Origin of the sequence: Oenococcus sicerae, from assembly GCF_004102045.2 — a bacterium.
GTDB classification, from domain to species: domain Bacteria; phylum Bacillota; class Bacilli; order Lactobacillales; family Lactobacillaceae; genus Oenococcus; species Oenococcus sicerae.
This window is the reverse complement of sequence record NZ_CP029684.2, coordinates 318,772-338,628: the sequence shown is the minus strand read 5'-3', so window position 1 is coordinate 338,628 and position 19,857 is coordinate 318,772. Positions and strand designations below refer to the sequence as shown.

General features: G+C 36.1%; 20 protein-coding genes. 17 read left to right on the top strand and 3 right to left on the bottom strand.

Annotated elements, in window-relative coordinates; all coding sequences use genetic code 11:
* The first annotated feature begins 128 nt into the window (after positions 1 to 128).
* The 14 genes from cps2T to DLJ48_RS01680 all read left to right on the top strand — a co-directional run bounded on the left by cps2T (position 129) and on the right by DLJ48_RS01680 (position 16,309).
* Positions 129 to 1,340: a beta 1-4 rhamnosyltransferase Cps2T gene (cps2T, locus tag DLJ48_RS01740; protein WP_128685358.1), complete on the top strand. Its 1,212-nt coding sequence runs from the start codon at positions 129 to 131 to the stop codon at positions 1,338 to 1,340.
* On the top strand, positions 1,324 to 2,289 hold the full coding sequence (locus DLJ48_RS01735; RefSeq protein ID WP_161566094.1) for a capsular polysaccharide synthesis protein: 966 nt from the start codon (positions 1,324 to 1,326) through the stop codon (positions 2,287 to 2,289). The genes cps2T and DLJ48_RS01735 overlap by 17 nt, the downstream gene beginning before the upstream one ends.
* Positions 2,286 to 3,104, top strand: coding sequence for a LicD family protein (locus tag DLJ48_RS01730; protein WP_128685354.1), 819 nt, complete (start codon positions 2,286 to 2,288; stop codon positions 3,102 to 3,104). Before DLJ48_RS01735 ends, DLJ48_RS01730 begins: the two co-directional genes overlap by 4 nt.
* Positions 3,105 to 3,124: 20 nt before the next feature.
* Entirely contained in the window at positions 3,125 to 3,994 is an 870-nt protein-coding gene (locus DLJ48_RS01725; protein WP_128685352.1) for a glycosyltransferase, read from the top strand.
* Complete coding sequence (locus DLJ48_RS01720; protein WP_128685350.1) at positions 3,994 to 5,088, top strand: glycosyltransferase family 4 protein; 1,095 nt, start codon at positions 3,994 to 3,996, stop codon at positions 5,086 to 5,088. Before DLJ48_RS01725 ends, DLJ48_RS01720 begins: the two co-directional genes overlap by 1 nt.
* Positions 5,089 to 5,415: 327 nt before the next feature.
* The gene (locus DLJ48_RS01715) at positions 5,416 to 6,996 is read left to right on the top strand and encodes a lipopolysaccharide biosynthesis protein (RefSeq protein WP_128685348.1); all 1,581 of its coding nucleotides are present in this window, start codon (positions 5,416 to 5,418) and stop codon (positions 6,994 to 6,996) included.
* Positions 6,989 to 8,281, top strand: coding sequence for a hypothetical protein (locus tag DLJ48_RS01710; protein ID WP_128685346.1), 1,293 nt, complete (start codon positions 6,989 to 6,991; stop codon positions 8,279 to 8,281). Before DLJ48_RS01715 ends, DLJ48_RS01710 begins: the two co-directional genes overlap by 8 nt.
* A 40-nt stretch (positions 8,282 to 8,321) precedes the next feature.
* Positions 8,322 to 9,209 (top strand): glycosyltransferase, encoded by an 888-nt coding sequence (locus tag DLJ48_RS01705; protein WP_161566093.1) that lies wholly within the window; start codon positions 8,322 to 8,324, stop codon positions 9,207 to 9,209.
* On the top strand, positions 9,206 to 10,084 hold the full coding sequence (locus tag DLJ48_RS01700; RefSeq protein WP_128685342.1) for a glycosyltransferase family 2 protein: 879 nt from the start codon (positions 9,206 to 9,208) through the stop codon (positions 10,082 to 10,084). Before DLJ48_RS01705 ends, DLJ48_RS01700 begins: the two co-directional genes overlap by 4 nt.
* Before the next feature lie 124 nt (positions 10,085 to 10,208).
* Entirely contained in the window at positions 10,209 to 10,361 is a 153-nt protein-coding gene (locus DLJ48_RS08675; protein ID WP_128685340.1) for a DUF4062 domain-containing protein, read from the top strand.
* Positions 10,362 to 10,437: 76 nt separating this feature from the next.
* On the top strand, positions 10,438 to 11,343 hold the full coding sequence (locus tag DLJ48_RS01690) for a hypothetical protein (RefSeq protein WP_128685338.1): 906 nt from the start codon (positions 10,438 to 10,440) through the stop codon (positions 11,341 to 11,343).
* A gap of 281 nt (positions 11,344 to 11,624) precedes the next feature.
* Complete coding sequence (locus tag DLJ48_RS08545) at positions 11,625 to 11,831, top strand: hypothetical protein (protein ID WP_243148630.1); 207 nt, start codon at positions 11,625 to 11,627, stop codon at positions 11,829 to 11,831.
* Between the two features lie 3 nt (positions 11,832 to 11,834).
* Positions 11,835 to 13,538 (top strand): AAA family ATPase, encoded by a 1,704-nt coding sequence (locus DLJ48_RS01685; RefSeq protein ID WP_243148628.1) that lies wholly within the window; start codon positions 11,835 to 11,837, stop codon positions 13,536 to 13,538.
* A gap of 455 nt (positions 13,539 to 13,993) precedes the next feature.
* A complete protein-coding gene (locus DLJ48_RS01680; RefSeq protein ID WP_161566092.1) occupies positions 13,994 to 16,309 on the top strand; it encodes a KAP family P-loop NTPase fold protein in 2,316 nt (771 codons plus the stop codon).
* Between the two features lie 140 nt (positions 16,310 to 16,449).
* On the opposite strand, the gene DLJ48_RS01675 is transcribed toward DLJ48_RS01680, so the two are convergent.
* From DLJ48_RS01675 to DLJ48_RS01665, 3 genes are read right to left on the bottom strand one after another with little or no spacing between them, the layout of a single operon-like run.
* Positions 16,450 to 16,686, bottom strand: coding sequence for a hypothetical protein (locus DLJ48_RS01675; RefSeq protein ID WP_128685334.1), 237 nt, complete (start codon positions 16,684 to 16,686; stop codon positions 16,450 to 16,452).
* 56 nt (positions 16,687 to 16,742) lie between these two features.
* Positions 16,743 to 17,108 carry a type II toxin-antitoxin system RelE/ParE family toxin gene (locus DLJ48_RS01670; protein ID WP_128685333.1) on the bottom strand — a complete coding sequence of 122 codons (366 nt, stop codon included), beginning with the start codon at positions 17,106 to 17,108 and terminating at the stop codon, positions 16,743 to 16,745.
* Complete coding sequence (locus tag DLJ48_RS01665) at positions 17,101 to 17,379, bottom strand: type II toxin-antitoxin system RelB/DinJ family antitoxin (RefSeq protein ID WP_128685332.1); 279 nt, start codon at positions 17,377 to 17,379, stop codon at positions 17,101 to 17,103. The genes DLJ48_RS01670 and DLJ48_RS01665 overlap by 8 nt, the downstream gene beginning before the upstream one ends.
* A gap of 164 nt (positions 17,380 to 17,543) precedes the next feature.
* Here DLJ48_RS01665 and DLJ48_RS01660 point away from each other — a divergent pair, with 164 nt between their 5' ends.
* From DLJ48_RS01660 to DLJ48_RS01650, 3 genes are all read left to right on the top strand, one after another.
* Positions 17,544 to 18,275, top strand: a complete 732-nt coding sequence (locus tag DLJ48_RS01660) for a hypothetical protein (RefSeq protein ID WP_243148627.1) — start codon at positions 17,544 to 17,546, stop codon at positions 18,273 to 18,275.
* 246 nt (positions 18,276 to 18,521) lie between these two features.
* Entirely contained in the window at positions 18,522 to 18,842 is a 321-nt protein-coding gene (locus DLJ48_RS01655) for a DUF3892 domain-containing protein (RefSeq protein WP_128685331.1), read from the top strand.
* A gap of 112 nt (positions 18,843 to 18,954) precedes the next feature.
* Positions 18,955 to 19,746, top strand: coding sequence for a hypothetical protein (locus DLJ48_RS01650; RefSeq protein WP_128685329.1), 792 nt, complete (start codon positions 18,955 to 18,957; stop codon positions 19,744 to 19,746).
* The last annotated feature ends 111 nt before the right edge of the window (positions 19,747 to 19,857 follow it).

Here is a 19,857-nt window from a genome sequence, read left to right as displayed (position 1 = left end):
GATCGGTTTTTATTAAAATCGGTTTTGATTTTAGAACAATCTGCCTGATGGTGTTATATTCAATATTGATAAAGAGTTTGTAAGTATTTAAATTGGGATGTTTTGTGTTAGTTTCGGGGGCTTATTAATTGGCAGATACAGAGATACAGCATGTTTATATCGTCGGATCAAAGGGAATTCCAGCCAATTATGGTGGTTTTGAGACTTTTGTCGATAAACTGACCGCTGGTCAAAAGAACACAAAAATCAAGTATCATGTTGCTTCTCGCTGGGATAATGGCGAGCTGGCGGCTAAAAATCAGCACTTTGATTACAATGGCGCTGACGTCTTCTCGATTAAAGTCCCACAAATCGGCTCGGCTCAAGCAATTGCTTATGATTATAAAGCTCTGAAAGAAGCTATTCGGATTAGCAGACAAAATAAGGATCAGCATCCTATTTTTTATGTCCTAGCCAATCGTATCGGGCCTTTTGCCAAGCACTTTGCTAAAGAAATTCATGCTCTGGGTGGCAAATTCTATCTGAATCCAGATGGTCACGAATGGGCGAGAGCCAAATGGCCCAAGCCTGTTCGCAAATACTGGAAATATTCAGAAAAGAAAATGGTACAGGCGGCTGATCTTGTGATTGCTGACAACCCTGAGATTGAGAAATACATAAATAAGGAGTATGCGGATTTCCATCCCAATACGACTTATATTGCTTATGGGACCGATGTACAAAAGTCCAAACTTACAAGCAAAGATATTAAAGTTCGTGACTGGTTCGCTGAAAAAAATATCACCGAGAATAATTATTTTCTTGTCGTCGGCCGCTTTGTGCCGGAGAACAATTACGAGACGATGATTCGCGAATTTATTGCCAGCGATACTAAGAAGGACTTTGTCCTGATTACGAATGTCGAAGAGAATAAATTTTACGAGCAGCTAAAAGCCCAGACGCATTTTGATCAGGATCCGCGAGTCAAATTTGTCGGCACCGTCTATGATCAGGAACTGCTGAAATATATTCGAGAATCGGCTTTCGCCTATTTCCATGGTCATGAAGTTGGCGGGACGAATCCCAGCTTACTGGAGGCTTTGTCAATGACGCGATTAAATATGCTGATTGATGTACCCTTTAATCAAGCTGTTGCTCAAGAGGGAGCCATGTATTGGACTAAAGCTCAAGGCAGCTTAGCCGCTCAAATCAACGAGACTGAGACCTATGATGCCAAACGCGTCGCTGCTTACACGAAAGCAGCCCGCAAGCGCGTGGCTGACGAATTTACTTGGGAGTATATTATTGCTAAATATGAGGAACTGTTCACCAGAGAACGTATTAATGAAACAACAGTTTGATTTAAAACAACAATTAAAAAGCAAGGGTATTGGTTTTCTCAAGGACCTTTTATTTTCTCATACCTTTTTCTATACTGCTTTTTCGGTGGCACTCAATGGCTTTAGCAAAACCAGTTTAGAGCTTGTTCAAATGGGTAAGAGAAATAAGATCAAAGGGAGGTATGCTAAAAAGTATGCAAACATTCTCCAGCAGGAATTAACCAGTTCTAGCATTCCATCTTCAAGCACAAAAATCGTATGGACATGCTGGGTTCAAGGAGAGGAACAGGCACCTCAAATCGTGCGCAAAGCACTATCTTCTATCAAACATGCTTTTAAAGATTACGAAGTTGTTGTAATCGATCACGAGAATTTAGGCAAATATGTGAACTTGCCTGTCTATATTTTGAGCAAATGGAAGGATGGGCGAATTCCTAACGCGCATTTTTCGGACATTATTCGAGCGTACTTATTAAGCAGATATGGCGGCATTTGGATAGATGCCACTGTAATGGTTCACCATTTACCGAAAAATTATACATATTTATTAAATCAAGAACTGTTTTTTTATCAAAATTTGAGACCTGGACAATCCGGGAATGCTGTGTGGCTATCTAGCTGGTTGATTATCGCGAAAAAAGGTGAGCCGACGATCTCGAGACTATATGAAATGCTTTTGAGTTATTGGCGAACACATAATCATCTTCAGGATTACTATCTTTTTCATATTTTTTGGCATCTGATATTAGAAAAAAATCCCAGTATTTTGAAGAACATGCCCAAAATTCCAAACAGTTTGCCATTATTATTGATGTATAGGTTGAGAGATGACAATAACTTAGCGGTAATTGATGAAGCGTTCGCTAGTTATCCGATTCAAAAAATTACTTACAAAGATATGAGTTCTAAAGGGACTATCTTTGGTTATTTAGAAGAACACGGTATTACTGATGAGAGTGATGTGGTATGACATTTTCAAAAGATAAGAATATTTTAAAAATTCAAAAAATTGAATTAGAAGCCCTGAAAGAAGTGAAAGAAATTGCTACAGCAAATGATATACACTTTTTTTTAAGAGGTGGGTCAGTGATGGGAGCGGTCAAATATCAAGGCTTTGTTCCCTGGGATGATGATACAGATATAGCTGTGCCTCGTAAAGATTATTCGAGATTAATCACACTGCTTTCTTCAGAATGGTCTGATAAATATTGGATGGCTAGTTATCTTAATGGGGATGAAATTCATTCATATTTTCCAAGAGTTTTATTAAAGCCAACATATCAAGATAAGTTAGGACTGAAATCAAACAATCATTTAGGATTTACGATTATTGACATATTGCCTCTTGATGGTGTTCCAGCTTCATCTTTTGGACGATTCTTTTTTAAATATGAAGTAATGTTTTTTCGCTTGTTGGGTGCTGTCCATACTGCAAATTATAAAGATACAATTTCCCAGCACAAAGGAATGCGAAAAAAAATAATATCCTTACTGAACAAATTGCATGTTGAAAAAATGTATTCCCAGAATTGGACTTATGATGTCTTGGATAAAATCTATTCATCGCGTATGGGAAACCAATCCAAATGGATTGGTACCATAACTGGATCGTCGTTTGACAAAGAGATATTTCCAAGCGAAATCTGGGGCAGGGGTACTTTTCTGCCATTTGAGGATACAACTTTTAGAGTTCCGGCTCGTTGGGATGATTATTTAAAACAAATTTACGGTGAGAACTATGCTTTGGAAGTTCCACGGGTTAAAAAGACACATCAATTGAAATAAAAGAAGGGAGGCGAAATTGAATGTTTGTTTGGGTTATTTTACATTACATGTCCTATAAGTCCACTCTCCAAGAGGTTAATCATATTTTGAACGACATTACAGGCGATAAGAGGATTATAATCGTTGACAATGCCTCCCCAAATGGCTCTGGTCAAAAACTTGATGAATATTTTGCTACTAATCGTCGTGTGAACGTTATTTTGAATCAGTCGAATGTGGGTTTTGCTAGGGGCAATGATATTGGCTATATTGAAGCTTTGAAACTAAAACCTGATTTTATTGTACTTGCGAATAATGATATTGAATTTTCACAAAAAAATTTCATCCAACTTGTTCAAGCATCTTTTGAAAAACAAAGATTTGACGTGATGGGCCCAGATGTCTTTGTGCCGGAGACTGGCATTCACCAAAACCCAAAAAGAAATAAAGCATATTCGAATCAGGAAGTTGTACAAATCCATCAGAGGTCAGTACGATTAATAAATCAACCTACTCTTATATTTAAATTACGAGCAAATTTAAAGAGGATAAAGATCTTGCGCCGTTTCGTGCTACAACATAGACAAGGAAAAGTTGTTCAATCAGATAGCGTTCAGACGAATGTAATCCTGCACGGTTCGTTACTTATATTTTCTAAAGATTTCTTTATTAAGGTAGCCAGCCCTTTCGATGAAGGTACTTTTTTCTATTTTGAAACCGAAATCCTAGACAAACATATAAGAGCTCAAGGTATGGTTTCTAAATACGATCCGACTATTAAAGTATTGCATCATCAAAATACTGCTACTAAGTCGTCTTTTCAAAGTGCTGCTAAACAGCAAAAATTTCAATTAACTAATATGGCTAAGTCTACTCAACGATTTTTGGATTTGTTCGGGCAGGAAAACTGATGAAAATTTCAATCGTAATGCGATTCCACGACAACACTGCTTCGGGTGGCAGAAAAATTGTATACGACTACGCCAATTATTTGGTATCTCGTGGGCATGAAGTGGAAATTATTTTTGAAGCGGATACTTTTTATAAACTTCGAAAGCTTAATATTTTGAAGCACTTGGGCCATTTTTTAGATTTTGTCAGGCGTGCAAAGCAGCAATTGACAATCACTTGGCTTTCCTTGGACAAACGTGTGCTGCTTAAAACATGTTACTCTACTAAACGTAGAATGTTTGATCACCAAGATGTCATACTTGCTTGCGATTACGGGATTGCCTTGGAACTTTTTGAAAAAAAAGTAAATGCCGATCGCTTGGTATATTTGATTCAGCATGATGAAAAAGTATATAGCGAAGAACGTATTGTCCGAGCTGCCTGGCGGCTTCCAATTCAAAAAATTGTTGTTGCAACTTGGTTGTTGAATCTGGTAAAAAAAATTGAATCACATGTTGTATTGGTGAAAAATTATGTGCGGAAAAGTGATTTTTATATTATAAATCCTATTGCAATGCGTGGACACGTGGTTAGTTTGATCAACCATCCTAATAAATATAAAGATACCAGAACCGGCCTGAAGGCCTTGGAAATAGTACATGCGTCGTTTCCAGATCTAAAAGTGATTTTTTTTGGTAATTTTGAACCGCCTGAGAACTTGCCTACCTATATTTACTATATTCAGAAAGCTAATATCAAAACCCTCAGGGAACGGATTTACAATCAATCTTCCATATTTTTGTTTACTAGTATTTTGGAAGGATGGGGATTAGTGGCCACTGAAGCCATGGCGAGTGGGGCTGCTTTAGTTTCGACTAGGAACGGTGGCGTGGATGACTTTGGTATTGAAAATCAAACCGCTTTATTAAATGATGTAGAAGATTATCAAGGACTAGCAGATAGCATTATTAGTTTATTTAATGACAATAGCAAGCGTATTCGGATTGCTACTAATGGTGCAAAGTTGGTTCAGAGTTTGACATTTAAATCAAGTGCTCAAAAGTTCGAAAATGTATTAATTGAAGTTGCTAGAAAGGCACAAAATAATGGCTAAAACATTTTCTCTAATTGTTATATATGATAATCATGAGAACAGTCAAGAGGAAGCGCAGCTATGGCTTTAAGATCCTTGATATTTGGAAATGGAATACTAGAGATATATTTGTCCCCTGATTTAATGAGACAAGAGCGATTTAGAACTGTTAAATTTAATATTGTGTGAGTTGCTATATTCGAACATGCGGCACGAAAAAGTATTATTCTTTGCTAAAGTTAAGTTTTCAAATTTTATGAAAAAAATAAATACATGTGTGCGTTATGTGTGGCAATGGCAAAAGACTAATTAGAAAGGATATAAGAATGGCAACAAAGGGAGGCACAGATGCTGGATAAAAGAGATACAAGGCCAGAGCGTAATACTAAACCCGTTTCATTTGGTTTTAAGGCCATTTTTTTAAATACCTTCTCTGGTGTTCTTGTTGTGGCCCTAAACACCGTATTACAATTTCTAAATCGCACTTTTTTTATCCATTTTTTGGGATCAACCTTTCTTGGATACAATGGTCTTTTCACGAATGTTCTAGGAACTTTGTCTTTAGCAGAGCTTGGTATTGGAACAGCAATCATTTACTCTTTGTATGCCCCACTTCAATCTCGAGATGAGATTTTAATTATTAGGCTTATGCACCTATTCAAAAAAATCTACCAAATTATCGGAATTTCAGTATTGATTCTGGGTGTGGCTATATTTCCTTTTGTGAACCAGCAGATTCAAGGTCAGCCCACAACGATGCTGGAAATCCGGATAGTTTACTTTTTCTTTTTGTTAAATTCAGTTTCAGGATACTTTTTCACATACAAGAGATCATTACTAGATGCAGATCAAAAGAATTATAAAAATCAGCTTAACTTACTGGTATTTAACACTCTTTCGTCTCTGTGCCAGATGCTAACTTTGTTTTTGCTAAAAAGTTTTATTGCCTATGCTGCGGTGAGTGTTTTCTTTACTGTTATTTCAAATATTGCTATTTCATTTCAAGTAGACAAAGAATATCCTTACATAAATAAACAGATATCTAATTATCACTTAGATCCTCGAACTGTATCTTCAATCAAAAAATTGACAATTGGTAATTTTTCTAACAAGGTTGGCACAATTACAGCTTATAGCACAGACAATATTTTAATATCGATGTTTGTTGGCATTGTACAAGTTGGATTATATTCAAATTATTCACTGATTGTGGCTACTCTCCAGTCCTTGGTCAGCAGGCTTTTTTCAGGGCTTACATCAACGATTGGTTTATTAAAATTGGATAAAAGTAAAAGCGATTTTCAAATCTTCAAAAAAATTCACTTTGTGAATGTTGTGATTGCTCTGTATATTTTCAGCGGCTTGTTCATGTTAATTAATCCCTTCATTGCAGCGTGGCTTGGAAAAAAATTCCTCCTAAGCGACGCAATTATTTTTTTAATTTCTTTTAATCTATTTTTAGATGTTTATAGAAAGACACCATTAACATTTATAGATGCATATGGATTAGCATGGAATCAACGGTGGAAATCAATTATTGAATCGGCCTTGAATTTAGCAATGTCATTTGGATTAGCTTTTTTTTTCCATTTGGGTATCTTTGGAATACTCTTGGGTACAACGTTTTCGGTTGTGGTTTTTGTTGTCTGGTATGAACCTTATATTGTTTTGAAGTACGGCCTTGGAATTAAACTAAAAGCCATTCTTTCCTCTACGATCAGAGATGTTATTGGGGTACTTTTTCAATTCATAATTTTGTATTTGTGTAAATCTACATTTGTGTACAAAGGACTTGACGATTTTCTATTGTATACCACAATCGCATTTTTTGTTCCAACGGTTGTATGCTTTTTGATTTTTTTCCGAACGGAAGAATACGGTTATTTCGCCAAAATATGTGTGAGTTATCTTAGGAGAATCCATGATTAAAAAAAAGCAACTGTATAAATTCGTCATCCTAATTCTGTTGATTTTGCAAACTTATTTTTTTGATCTCATTCCTGGACTTAATTCGATTTTAACAAGTTTTAATTCTGAATTTTCAAAGAAAGCAGAAATGATTTTTTTAATTATTCCCTTTCTGTTTCCCTTGCTTTTTAAAAGCACTGACGGTCCTATTCAACGGACGCGTATTTTTGATAAAACATCTCATGGCCAATGGCTATTTAGTTTACCAATTATATTTCTGTTTATATCTGTGGCTGCCATTACAATTGCTTCTTCAGATATTTATAGTCAAACTATTTATCATACTCTTTCAGACTATTATGGTTTTTTTATTTTAATTGGTTATTTCTCTTTGCATCCTTTCTTGTCTGGTAGAGATAATATAGAGTGGTTTTATCAAGTTGCCAAAAAATTTTGTTTATTTTATATTGGTGTCCAGATATTAGGAGGTTTTGTTTTTTTTGAAACAGGGCGTGTTTTATTTTTCTATACGCCTGTAGCTCTTTCTAATATTTATGCTTTGGGAAGATTTACTGAGGGTACAGAATTTGTCACTTTTATGGTTTATTGTGTGTCAATAAAGCCTTTTTTGCTCCAAAAAAAATGGGTTTTTTCAGATTATTTACTCATTTTGTTTGGTTTAGTGTTTCATGCATTTCTTAGCAAGGGCCGAATGTATTTGTTAATTTGCATTATTGTATGCGCTGTTTCAGTTTTATTCCAAATTATCAATTTAAAAAGAGAAAAAATTTTGAAGATCTTCGTTCCAATATTTATTTTTTTGTTAACTCTTGGAATTTATCGTTTCTTCCTATCTTTGGGTTTCACTAATTTGAACGGTGATAGGGCAGCGAGCTACATTGCTCGGGCATCATCTGTTAACTATTTTTCAAATCACATTTTTTATAATAGGTGGTTTGGTATTGGTTTTCCAAATAGTGATAGATATTGGTGGTTGTTACATGGGGTACCTGGAGTCGATGCTGCCGGTGGACATTTATGGTATACAGATATTGGAGTGCTTGGTACTTTAAGTATATTGGGGTGCCTCGGTATTATTTTCGTTGGCTGGCTTCTAATAATTTTGGTGATTGCTTGCGTATTGTCAAAACACAAACAAGTTGTGTTGATTTCCTTAGCATACCTATTATTATCTTCTATCTCTCTCTCGCCGCTTGATACCGGCAGGGTATGGATGTTTTCTTTAGTTTTGATTTTCATAGATTATGGGTCATGCATTATTCATAAGGAGCGTATTCATGTATAAAGTAGCGGTTTTAATGTCAACTTATAATGGCGAGCAATTTTTGAATGAGCAGATTGATAGCATTCTGTCTCAGGACGAGGTACAAGTTAAACTGTTTATCAGAGATGATGGGTCAACTGATCAAACGGTAAAAATTATAAAAACCTATCTTGATCAATATCCACAGCAGATTGAGTTATTTTTGGGCAAAAATATTGGATACCAAAAAAGTTTTCTGCATCTAATCAATTTTCCCGAGGTACGCGATTTTGATTTTATAGCTTTTTCAGATCAAGATGATATTTGGTTTTCAAAAAAACTAAAACATAGTTGTTCACAAATCAATGGAAAAGAACCCATTTTGCTCGTCAGCAACGCTCGGGTTTTTATTGAGGGTCATGGTGATGCTGGTGCACTATATCCATATGAACACAAACTAAATAACTTTTTAGATACAAATTTTCGACCCTTATATGGCATGACATTCGTTTTTAACAAGGGATTATTGAATATTTTGGTAACCAACAACATAGATCATGTAGCATTTTTAGGGCACGATAATTGGATCGCATCTGTCGCGATTGCCTGTGGAAAGATTTTTTTTCTTAATGAGTCCTTAACTAGATATCGGCAACATGACGCAAACGCATCTGGATTCAAAGGAGAGAGTTCTAAAATTTCAAAAATGATTCATATAATTGGTAAAGCGACTGAGCTTAGAAAAAGAATCCGTAAAAATTCAGGGTACAATTCCATGATTGCCAAACTCATTTTGGTGGAATTAAATCCTTTTTTACATTTATCCGAACGTAAATTGGCAGAAGAGATCATCCGTTCGAGACGGAACTTTTTTTCTAGAGTGCATTTGTTTTTTTCACGAAAGTTCACTGTTGGCTCTTTAGCACAAGATTTAGTGCTTAGAGTGCTGTTAATACGAGGGAGAATATGACCCTTTATATCAGAACTTCTATAATCATTCCTACAAGAAATAATGAGGGAACAATTTTCTCTACGTTGAAGTCTGTTTTTGATGAAATACAAGCAAATGATGAAGTAATTGTTGTGCTGAATGGTTCGACAGATAATACAGAAACAATTATCAATCAGTTTAGTAATGACAGCAGACTAAAAATTATTTTTTCGGAACCAGGGAGGAGCCGAGCTAGGAATTCAGGGTTGCACATTGCGGGAGGGGAATTTATTAATTTTCTTGATTCTGATGATGAATTTATCAAGGGGCATGTATCACGAGCAACAAATTTTTTAGATAATAATCCTAGTTATTTTGCTTTCGCAGACGAGTCTTTAATATGCCAGAGAGATAACAAAACCAAAATATCTATTCCATATACAGATCAAATCAATGTGCACGATTTAATTAACACAAACATTTTTGAAATCGCCTCTGTGGTATTTCGAAATAGGCATATAGTCTATTTTCTTGATTCTCTCGAATTTAATGAAGATCATATTTTTTGGATTGAAAATCTCTTGCATAAGAAAGTTTATTTTCAAAAACAGGTGGGCTCCCAAAAAAAAATCACTGGACAAAACACGATGTTGAATTATCGATCGGAGATGATAGGAACTAGAATAGTGATTTCCGCCATACTCCAGAGGGACTATGGGATCATTGTTGAACCTAATTTTTTTAAGACTAGTTGGAACATTATCAAGTTTCTGAAATGTAAAGCCCATCTTCATCAGGATCTACGTGCGTTGTTATATTCGGAGTATAAATATCAGTATCTATTTGCAAGTGTTTTGATCCACTTGCCTATTTTCAAATTTTTAATTGCTAACAGACTAAAAAATCATGGTTGATTGTTTTTTTAAATTTATTACGTAGCTTCTCTCGTTCCTTTAGCTTTAACTTTTCTGGTACATTGTAATTCTGCTTTTTGATTACAAACATATTTTTAGGCGAGCTAGGTGTTAAGAAGTTAATATGAGCAAAGTATTCAAGTTTTTCATATCTTCAACTTTCACTGATCTGAAAGACATTCGTAATGAGGCTATTTTAGGAGTTTTAAAAGCTGGACAAATGCCGGTGATGATGGAGGGCCTCTCAGATGACTCTATATGGTGTATGGTGTACTGAAATAAAAGAAAGAGGTTTCTGGGCTATTTAAAAATTGTGAATTTCTATTTGCAGTTTGTTCTATAATGTTTGCATAATGCAGGATGGCAATAATAAGAGAAATGGTCTCATTTTTTCTTTTTTGTTTTTGGTTACTTTAGTTTTTACGCTGCTATTTCCAGACTTCAGAAATTTTCGATTTAGTATTTCTTATCTGATAATCGGCGCATTTGTAGTTCTGAGTATTATCAGCTTTGCTAATGAAAAATTTAAAAAACTAATTAAGTGGTTCAATGATCGATTACTTGTGATCGAAGTTTTTGTGATATCGTCGTTTTTAATTTTAGAATTAGTGCTTATTGTCGCTTTGGGAATGGACATAAAGGGGTCTAAGAATTATGGAAGTTTAATAACTGGGGTCGGTATCATGTTAAGTACCTTCATTGCTCTTTTCCTCGATGAATCAACAAGACGCAATCAAATGATAGATCAACGACTTAAAAGTTTGCCTCGATGGGTTATGCCAGCAGCTTACGAAACTATTCGTCTTTTACCAACAAATGGACCGGAAACTTTTGTTGACAGTGTGCGCTATTACTATGTGGTGTTGAAGAAAGACGTGACCGTTGCGAAAGGAATGGTGGAGGAAAAAGACATCGTTAGGCATTTTCCTTGTTGTGACAAGGATCGAAATTTTTTTGGGGACAATGCAATCGCTTTAGTGGAAACAAAACCCTACATAATGAATGCACTTCAAGCATATAGATTAGTGAACCCACATAGTCTAGAGGAGGGGAACGAAGTCATTATCGTGTCTGCTAATTCTGCTCTGGGAGATAAATCATTCATGATTAACGGTGATGGTGTTAATGGGCATTTTTACTTGAAAAGTCACCATTTAGTTGCTTACTCATTAACTCCGGAAGCTACTGACAATGAAGAGCTAAGACGGCAGCAAGAAAAATGGGCTGAGAATTACTGCCAGCTCTTTGGTTTGCTGTGAAACGTTCAGATTCTCTTCATTTAATTAATGAGCCTGTTGGTGCATCTGAAAAAAGAAATCTGCATGTGCTGATGCTGGCTCATTCAACCATTCTAATTTCTTTGAAGACAATTGGACGTTCCTAAATTTATAGATTTTGCCGGCGTGATGATGTATAAGGATCGAAACCTAATTCTAGACCAGAAGTTAGATGAAAATATTACCAAGGAATCCACCATGAGTGTTTCTGCAGTACTATGGATACGTTTGGTGCTGACAATAAATTTGCAAAAAGGATAGCCATGACTGTTTTTGGAGAAAAAGAGATTACGGATTTTTTGGAGCACGTTAGGAATGAAAGGCGAATTTCTAAGGATATGAGGTATTCCGATTATCTTGATTCCCTTGAAAACGATGGCAATGCTTTTTTGACCGAATTACGGAAACAGGATATTTCTAAGATTTTGATTTTGTCAGCGGATGAATTTAAAAATTCCAATATTGTTTAATCCGTGGATCGTTTAAAAAAAGAAATACACGATGTTTCGGAAAATTTTCCAAAAGAAGAAATTATCAACAAAAATGTCCTTGATCGGATCGAAAAAGTTCTGAATGATTTAGCAATTATCAAATATCTATTCGACTTCTCGCAGCAGGATAGAAATATTGTTATTTGTGGTCCGAATGGTAGCGGAAAATCAACATTTGCAAGTTTTTTGAAAAATTCTTATTTAAGCAATCTGATTGTGCTGCCTGCCCAAAAATTTTTATATTATAACGAAGTACAAAATAATCAAAGCAAAAAAATTGAAGACTTGGTCTTATCTGAACAAATGGACATACTGAAATTGGCAAAAAATCGTCAGGGATTTGATGGGGGCAATAAGGAAAATGTTGTTTATGATGTATCTCGAAATTTGATTATCAGATTTACTACAGCGATTATTTCACTTGTTAATAGCCATGTAGATGGACTTTTGGCAAAGGAACGTTCCAGCGAGATGCCACAAGATTATTTAAGTGAAGTCCAAGTTATTTGGAATAATCTGTTTCCAAATTTAGAGTTGGTTGCAGACGGAACTTCTAGAGTTTTGAGTGTTCAAAAGCGTAATACGGGTGAAGAGTATTCTGTTAACACTTTAAGCGATGGCGAGAAAGCCGTTCTATATTATCTTGCTAGTGTAATCACAGCTCCTAAAGATAGTTTTATCGTCGTTGACGAACCAGAAACCTATATGAACCCTGCTGTTTACAATAAATTGTGGGATTTAATAGTTGACCAACGTGACGATTGCCAGTTCATTTTTATTTCACATAATAAAGATTTTATTGCTTCGCGAAATAAGGCTTCAATTGTATGGATTAAGAGTTTTTCTGCTCCTGATCGTTGGGATCTTCAAGAGATAACTGATCAAAATGGTATTCCAACTGATCTGTTGGTCTCATTAGTGGGAAGCAGTAAAGATATTCTTTTTTGTGAAGGCAAAGTTGGCAGTTTGGACCAAAAACTATATTCTCAATTATTTATAGAAGATAAAACCGTGATACCTGTAGATGGCCATGACCAAGTGATTGAGTATACAAAAGCAGTCAATGCGATTGGTTCTAGTCTAAATATAGCAGCAGTGGGTATAGTGGACGGAGATGGCAGAGACGCTGACGATATTAAATCTCTTGAAGACAAAAAAATATTCGTATTGCCCTTCAATGAAATTGAGATGTTTTTTTTAAATGATGAAATAGTTAAAAATGTTTTACAGCAATTTAATGAGATAGGCCGTCTCTCGACATTCAAAGATAAATTTTTCAAAACAATAGACGAAAAGCAAAAGCAAATTATTTTGAATATCACAGTCGATCAAACCAACTATTACTTAGGACACAAAAGATTGCCTCATATAAAAGATATTGATGAGATTAAGGGTAATTTAGAAGAAATTTATTCGTCCACGCGTGAGGATCTGGAAAAAGAACGTAAACGGCTGGAAATTCAGATTGCGGAGATATTAGAGAAGCAAGACTACCCTGAGGCGTTAAAAATATGTAATTTGAAAGGTGAAGTTTCTCGGGGGATTGCTGACAAAGAACTTGAGTCTCCATTTATCGAAAAAGCATTCGCCAGAATCCAACTTGATGCAAATCTGAGGAAAACATTAAGAGATAAGTATTTTTCCAAAATTTCAAACTCACCTAGGGGTCTGCCAATTTCAAATTGAGGAAACTGATTATCCTAGTTTAGCTTTAAATATTAATCGTCAATATCTCAATTTGAGCTTTTATAAACTATAATTTGGGAGATTGGTAGGCATGATGATATGCTGGTCAAAAATACGATGGGACTGATTTTATTGTGGGAAGCAAGACAAAGATAAAGGGACTAATTAATGGGTACAAGAAATATTGGACTGATTTCCGTAAAAAATTTCCTACTGTAGACCAACTGGTTTGTTCAGTGATCTTCTCTGCGATTTGTGTCGCTGCCTATTTTGGGCTTGTGGCGTTATTTCAGGATAAGAGATTTGGATTTATTTCGTTTATGTTAATAATAGTTTTACTTCTCTTATTGTTTTTTAAATGGCAACCTATCCGAAGAATCAAATCACCATTTCTTAATCAGATTGACCAAACTGCTTTTATAGTTGCCTGTTCTGTTATCTTAGATGTTCTCATTTTGCTGATTTTGCATATCGCGTTGATTATTGATATTTCTCTCATTGCTTTGATTGTGGTGTTATACGCTGCTTTTGTGTTTTTTCGTAATCGCCTGATCTATGAAAGGCCAAGGGCACAATCGGAAACGCAGTTGCTTGATTTGAAGGATATCTGTTATCCTGCAAATGGCAAATATGATCTTACAAAACCTTTCTTAGTTAAAGAGACGGAAGTTGATTATGATTTGCTTTCTAGGAATTCTCTCATTCAAGACCTTCAATCGACGATCAATTATTACGATTCTCCTGATCGCTTTGTGATCGGAATCGAAGGACCTTGGGGATCAGGCAAAAGCACTTTGGTAAAGAATGCAATAACTGGTCTTGACAAGAATCAGGTCATTATCATTGATGATTTTGAACCTTGGATCTACAAAGACCAGGTCTCTTTAGTAGATGATCTTTTTAGAAAAATCTTTGGTCAAGGCAGTTTACGTTTGTCTTCTCGGCAAATAAAGGCCGTTACAAACCTTGCTTTATCATTGATGTTTGGCAATAAGGGTAATGGCTTGTTGGACAATTTATTTTCGAATAGTCGAGATCGGAGTTCGGAACTAAATGCTTATTTTGAGGATATCGATACAGTCCTTGAGAGAGACAACAAAAAGGTACTCTTGGTTATTGATAATCTGGACCGCATTGAAGCTGAGAATGTATTCCTGATTCTCAACTTGGTTAACAATGTTTTGAACTTAAAACGGTTGCTAGTTGTTCTCTTGTATGATAAAGAACAGTTGGAGCACTCCCTGAAAAACATTGGGATCAATCCTGGGTATCTAAATAAAATCGTGCAGAAAAAAATTTCAATGCCAATCAGATCGAAGGAATATCTCGCTGGCATTTACACATCAGCTCTAGCTAATATTGCCCTTGCAAACGGTATATCTCTTAATACTAAGAATACTGAAACGGTGGAAATTATCTCTTTTCTGGCTAATAATTTTGATTTACGAGAGTTTAAAAGGTTCATCAATTCTTCGATAGCCTCATACTTCAAGACTGAGAAAAGACTTTTCTTTCCCGATTATTTAGTCGCTGAAATTATTAAATTTCAAGATTTCTCGGTTTATGAACAGATATATCAGCAACGGCACTTTTTTATTTCTTCAGATTTGAATCAAGACATCAGTTTCTATGTGACAGATGAAAAAAAGAATCAAGAAAAGTATCAGATTTTTTTCGATGATTTTTTTAAAGTCCCAGATCACGGAAAATACCTAGATTTATTAGCGACTTGTTTTTCTAATGCAGCGGTTTTTAGGGATGGCCAAACGGGATTGCAGCGCGAATATACATATAGTTCTCTTGGGCCAAATCCACGTCCGGATATTATGAGAAATAAGAGAATGATGAGTGCTAATTTTTTCAATGCTTATTTGGGTACGAATAGTGATCCCATGATTGAGGTTATGGACTTTGCCAAGCTTCTGGTTTCGAATACTGACCAATCAAGCGATTTAAAATCAAGTTTTCAGCAATTGCCTAACAAACCTTTGGTATTTCAAAAAGATTTATTAACAGGCTTAAATTTTGTAGTTGGGGACTTGAAATCAGAAGATGCATCGATCTTGATTCGTAAATTTTTAGATTTTTATTTGTTGCCAACAAGATATTTGCCCGCAGATTTTTTGTTTAAAAATGCAATCGCCAGAACAACCGGAGAGATATGTCAGCTCCTAGATCTACCTGATTTTAAACAGATTATGGTTGAATATTGTCTACGTGATCCCAAATATCTGTCTTTAGTTTATGAACTAATTAATGATTTACAAAACGCATTTCCTGGATACAGTGATCGAGATCTTGATCTAAACAACAAATTAGATTTCCTCAAAACGGAATTTCAGAAATTTCTCAACAGCATATATGATGAGCAAGATGTAAATCTATATGACAGAAGTACATATAGTTTTGCAAATATCTACAGCATGTCAAGGTTTCTGTACAAAGCAGATCCAGTACATTTTCCAGATGCACCTTCGATCATCAAAACGTATGTTGATTTTCATATGAACACAGAAAATGCTTATAGGGTCCTCAACGATATGATACGAGAATACAGGACAGTCTCTGGAGGTGTAAAAGTTTATTACAAATATGGCATGACGGATAACTATGATAAATTTGTGAACGTCACTCAACTTTCTATGCTGCTGGAGAAGAATTCTCCCAAAAACGACAAACAAAGCTTTATCAAATCGGTCTTTGATGTCAGAAACAAAGAAGACAAGACTATCTTGTCAAATGATTCAATTGCTTTAGACACAATAGATTGATAACGTGGGTTTATTAACTCTCGCTTGAGACATCTCAAAATCTCGAAGACTTCAGAAATGCAATTGATAGGGTCTGAAACTTATAATACCCTCGATATATTCACACTAGGCATCGGGGTATTTGTTTTACTAAGGATCAATCAGCCTTTTCTGTTTTTCAAATAACTAATTCCGAAATTAATCCAGGCTGCTAGACTAGCAATTAAAAACAAGAATAAAAACGAGGAACCGAAATTAATGCTGGAGCCGTTTGCATTATTAGTGACGGTGAACCAGGCGCTAAATGATTTTCCATTACTTAAATAAACGCTCAGGCTGATGACTGACAAAATAATGGCAGCCAGTAATGAATAAAAAGTGTTTTTTGATTTTAACATGGCTATGGTCCCTCCCATATAAGTTCCTATGTAGCGCTGTTGTCTAATAAGCCAAGCTAAAATAAATCACTATGTGTGCCAATCGAGACTAGATAAACTTGATCCGCTATCTGCGCGTACACCAATAGATGATCGCCATTATGGCCATCAAAATGTAATTCTAGAATTTTAAACCTGACATCTTGTCCTGGCAGGCGCTTTTTAAGCTGTTGTGTCACTTTATTAGGTAAATTTAATGAGTGCACATAGAAATATTCCGGGATAGTCTTATCTGTTAAAAAACAATCAATTATGTAGTCCCATGGCGGCCGTTCCTCTGTACCAAAAGGTAGCTTGCCATTAAAAATTGACCGCCATCTGGGATTTTTCTTTACGATTTTATATTGATGCTTAAACTGAGAAGTCGGCGTTACCTTACTCACTTAGCAGCCGCTCCAACTCTTGTTTACTGGTCGCGCTCTTTAATTTTTTAGTTCCTGCAAGATCGTCAGTGACTTCGGCTAATGATTTAACAACCTGATCATTAGGAAAACCGTAATACTCTGGTAAGCCCTCATTAGCGACGGTCGTGACAACTATCCGCATGAATTCAGACATAGTCAAACCGTGTTGAGTCAGCTGTTTTTCGGCTTTTTTCTTAATTATTGGATCAATTCGAGTATCAATTCTTGCATTAGCTGTTATATTGGTCATGATCATTATTCCTTTCTTTTTTAATTGTACGTCATATGCCACACAAAGTAAAAAGGAGCCTTTCTATGCGGCAATGAGTGGTTTTCGTTATATACTTCTTTTTAAGTTAATAAATTATGGAGAGCATCATGGACGAAGAAGAGGATCAGTTCCTGCCGGAGATTGTGTCAAAAACGATTAAATTACCGGGAGTCAAGGTAGATCAGATGGCCTTTCTGGCGAAGACTTTTAATCATTTGAAGGGCGCTGAGCTGGCGCAACTTGTGGATCAGGGTCCACAGAGCCTGTATAAAACTAAGGATCTGATTAAGATCGCTAATCGCGTCGTGTTAAACGACACGGAGAAAAGTACGGTTTTTTCTTTTGCTGCGGGGCTGCCGTCTAACCCTGTGATGATGGCTGGCACTGCAACAGCCGACATCCTGCAATATTTTGCTTTTGCTGTCCGTATGGCTCAAGAAGTGGCTTATGTGTTTGGCCGGCCGAGCATTTTTAATGAAGATGGTGCTTTGACTGAAGCGGGCGAACGAGAAGTGATGTTGTATTTAGGTGCCATGCTTGGGGTTGCCACAGCCAATTCGGGCCTGATGCTTGTATCTAGAGGGTTGGGCGAGACTGCCGGTAAAAAAATGCTGCAGGCCACTTTAACGAAGACCTTTTGGTACCCGCTGATGAAAAAAATCGGTGCTGCAATCGGTCTGCAGGTTACTAAAAAGACAGCTTCCAGCTTGGTCACGAAGGCTGTTCCGATTATTGGCGGCATCGCCTCCGGCGGCCTGACTTTTCTGACTTTCCGTCCTATGGGCAAGAGGCTGATCAAGGTTTTCTCCGAGACGCTGCAGGCCGATGACCAGCAGATTATCGAAGCGGAGAATGTGGTTGTGTCTGTGGAGTAATTGATAACCACCAGCTGAAACTGGTGGTTTTGTTTGCGCCGAAAAGTAGCGGACGATGCAAGTGAGATCTATAAGCTATGAGGATATTAAAGAAAAACCTTTTTCGGAATACGTTATCGTTGTTTTCTTATATAAAAAATGGTTTTTTCTCTTTATTTTTGCTATTAAATGTAGTAGCTTCTATCTAACTGAATTTGAGATTAATTTCAGATGTGAATTCAGCAAAAAACGAAAGAAGATAGTTTGATGGCGAAATTGGCGGATTATTTGATTTATGAAGTACATTATGAAGATGAACCCTACCGGAGGCACATTGCTGAAGTTCACGCTCAAAAAGATTTAGGCGAGACAGTGGACGGAGAGCAGCATTCGTTTTCAAAAGACGAAGTTGTCTTTTATATCGAAAATGCCAATCTAAGGCAGACCTTTGCTACCATTTATTTTCTTGGCGGCAAATGGCATGTAGGCGAACAGGTGATAGTGGAAACAATTAATGGGGAAAAATTCATTAAAACTGAACGAGATGGCACCAAGGTTGACAATCTCGGAGATTTACGGACTTATTAATCAGTGAATGCTGGCCATGAGGAATTTAGTGGTTAGAACTTTCGCATAATAATAATCTTAAGTGCTTCAGGATAATGCAATTACATTTTTTATTTGAAATTCTGGAGGTTAAATGAAGAAAATGTCACCAGAAAAATTTGCATTCAAAGCGGTCCAATTAGTAGAGGATTCAGCTATTTGCCCGTTAACAAAAGAAGCAGTTGAGATTATCGAATGCGTTAAGAGTGATGTGCATTGGATTGATTCATCAGCTAATGGAAGCGGACATCAACTGCCTGATTTTTATAATAACGAATTGAAACTGATGATTGATGTGATGGAAGTAGATGATAATGCCGTCAAAGCTGGTACAAAAAATCCAGAACGCCAGGCGGAAGCTGAAGCCAGAAAAAGATTAGAAGCAACTGGGATTTTGAAAAAAAATCCGAATGTTGAACAAATATTTATTCGACCAGATACCAGTGTCTTGTCAACCTCTCAACATCATTCCTATGTTAGATATTGTCATAACTTTCAGCGGGTGATCCGAAAGCATAACCAAAGTATCAAAAATAATTACCTGAAGAATCATCCTGGTTTTAAAACTGTCTTTATGGTTGAAGACAGCTCTACGATGTACTTACAAACAAAGCAGAAAATCGTTGGTAACCTAGAGCGAGGAAGCCAAATTTCGGGACAACCGCATATCCCGATTATTGATAAACGCTTGATGAAATCACTTATCGGATCTGATATAAATTTTTTAATCTGGTACTTTTCTGCTAAGCCATGGGATATTACGCTGACAAAGCAAAGGGACAGCGACTTTGTTTTGCCTACAATTTTTGTTCTAGATATCGAAAAAATTAATCCTGATATTTTAATAGACTATGATGCACAGCAGATGGTTGCCGCTGAAGCTTAATTTTCTCTTGCATCATCATGAATCAGAAGTATGTATCTCACAGCCGCTTATGTAAGCACACGCTTTTTAGTATCTAACGTAGATGCGATTATATTTCTTTTTACCGCAGTT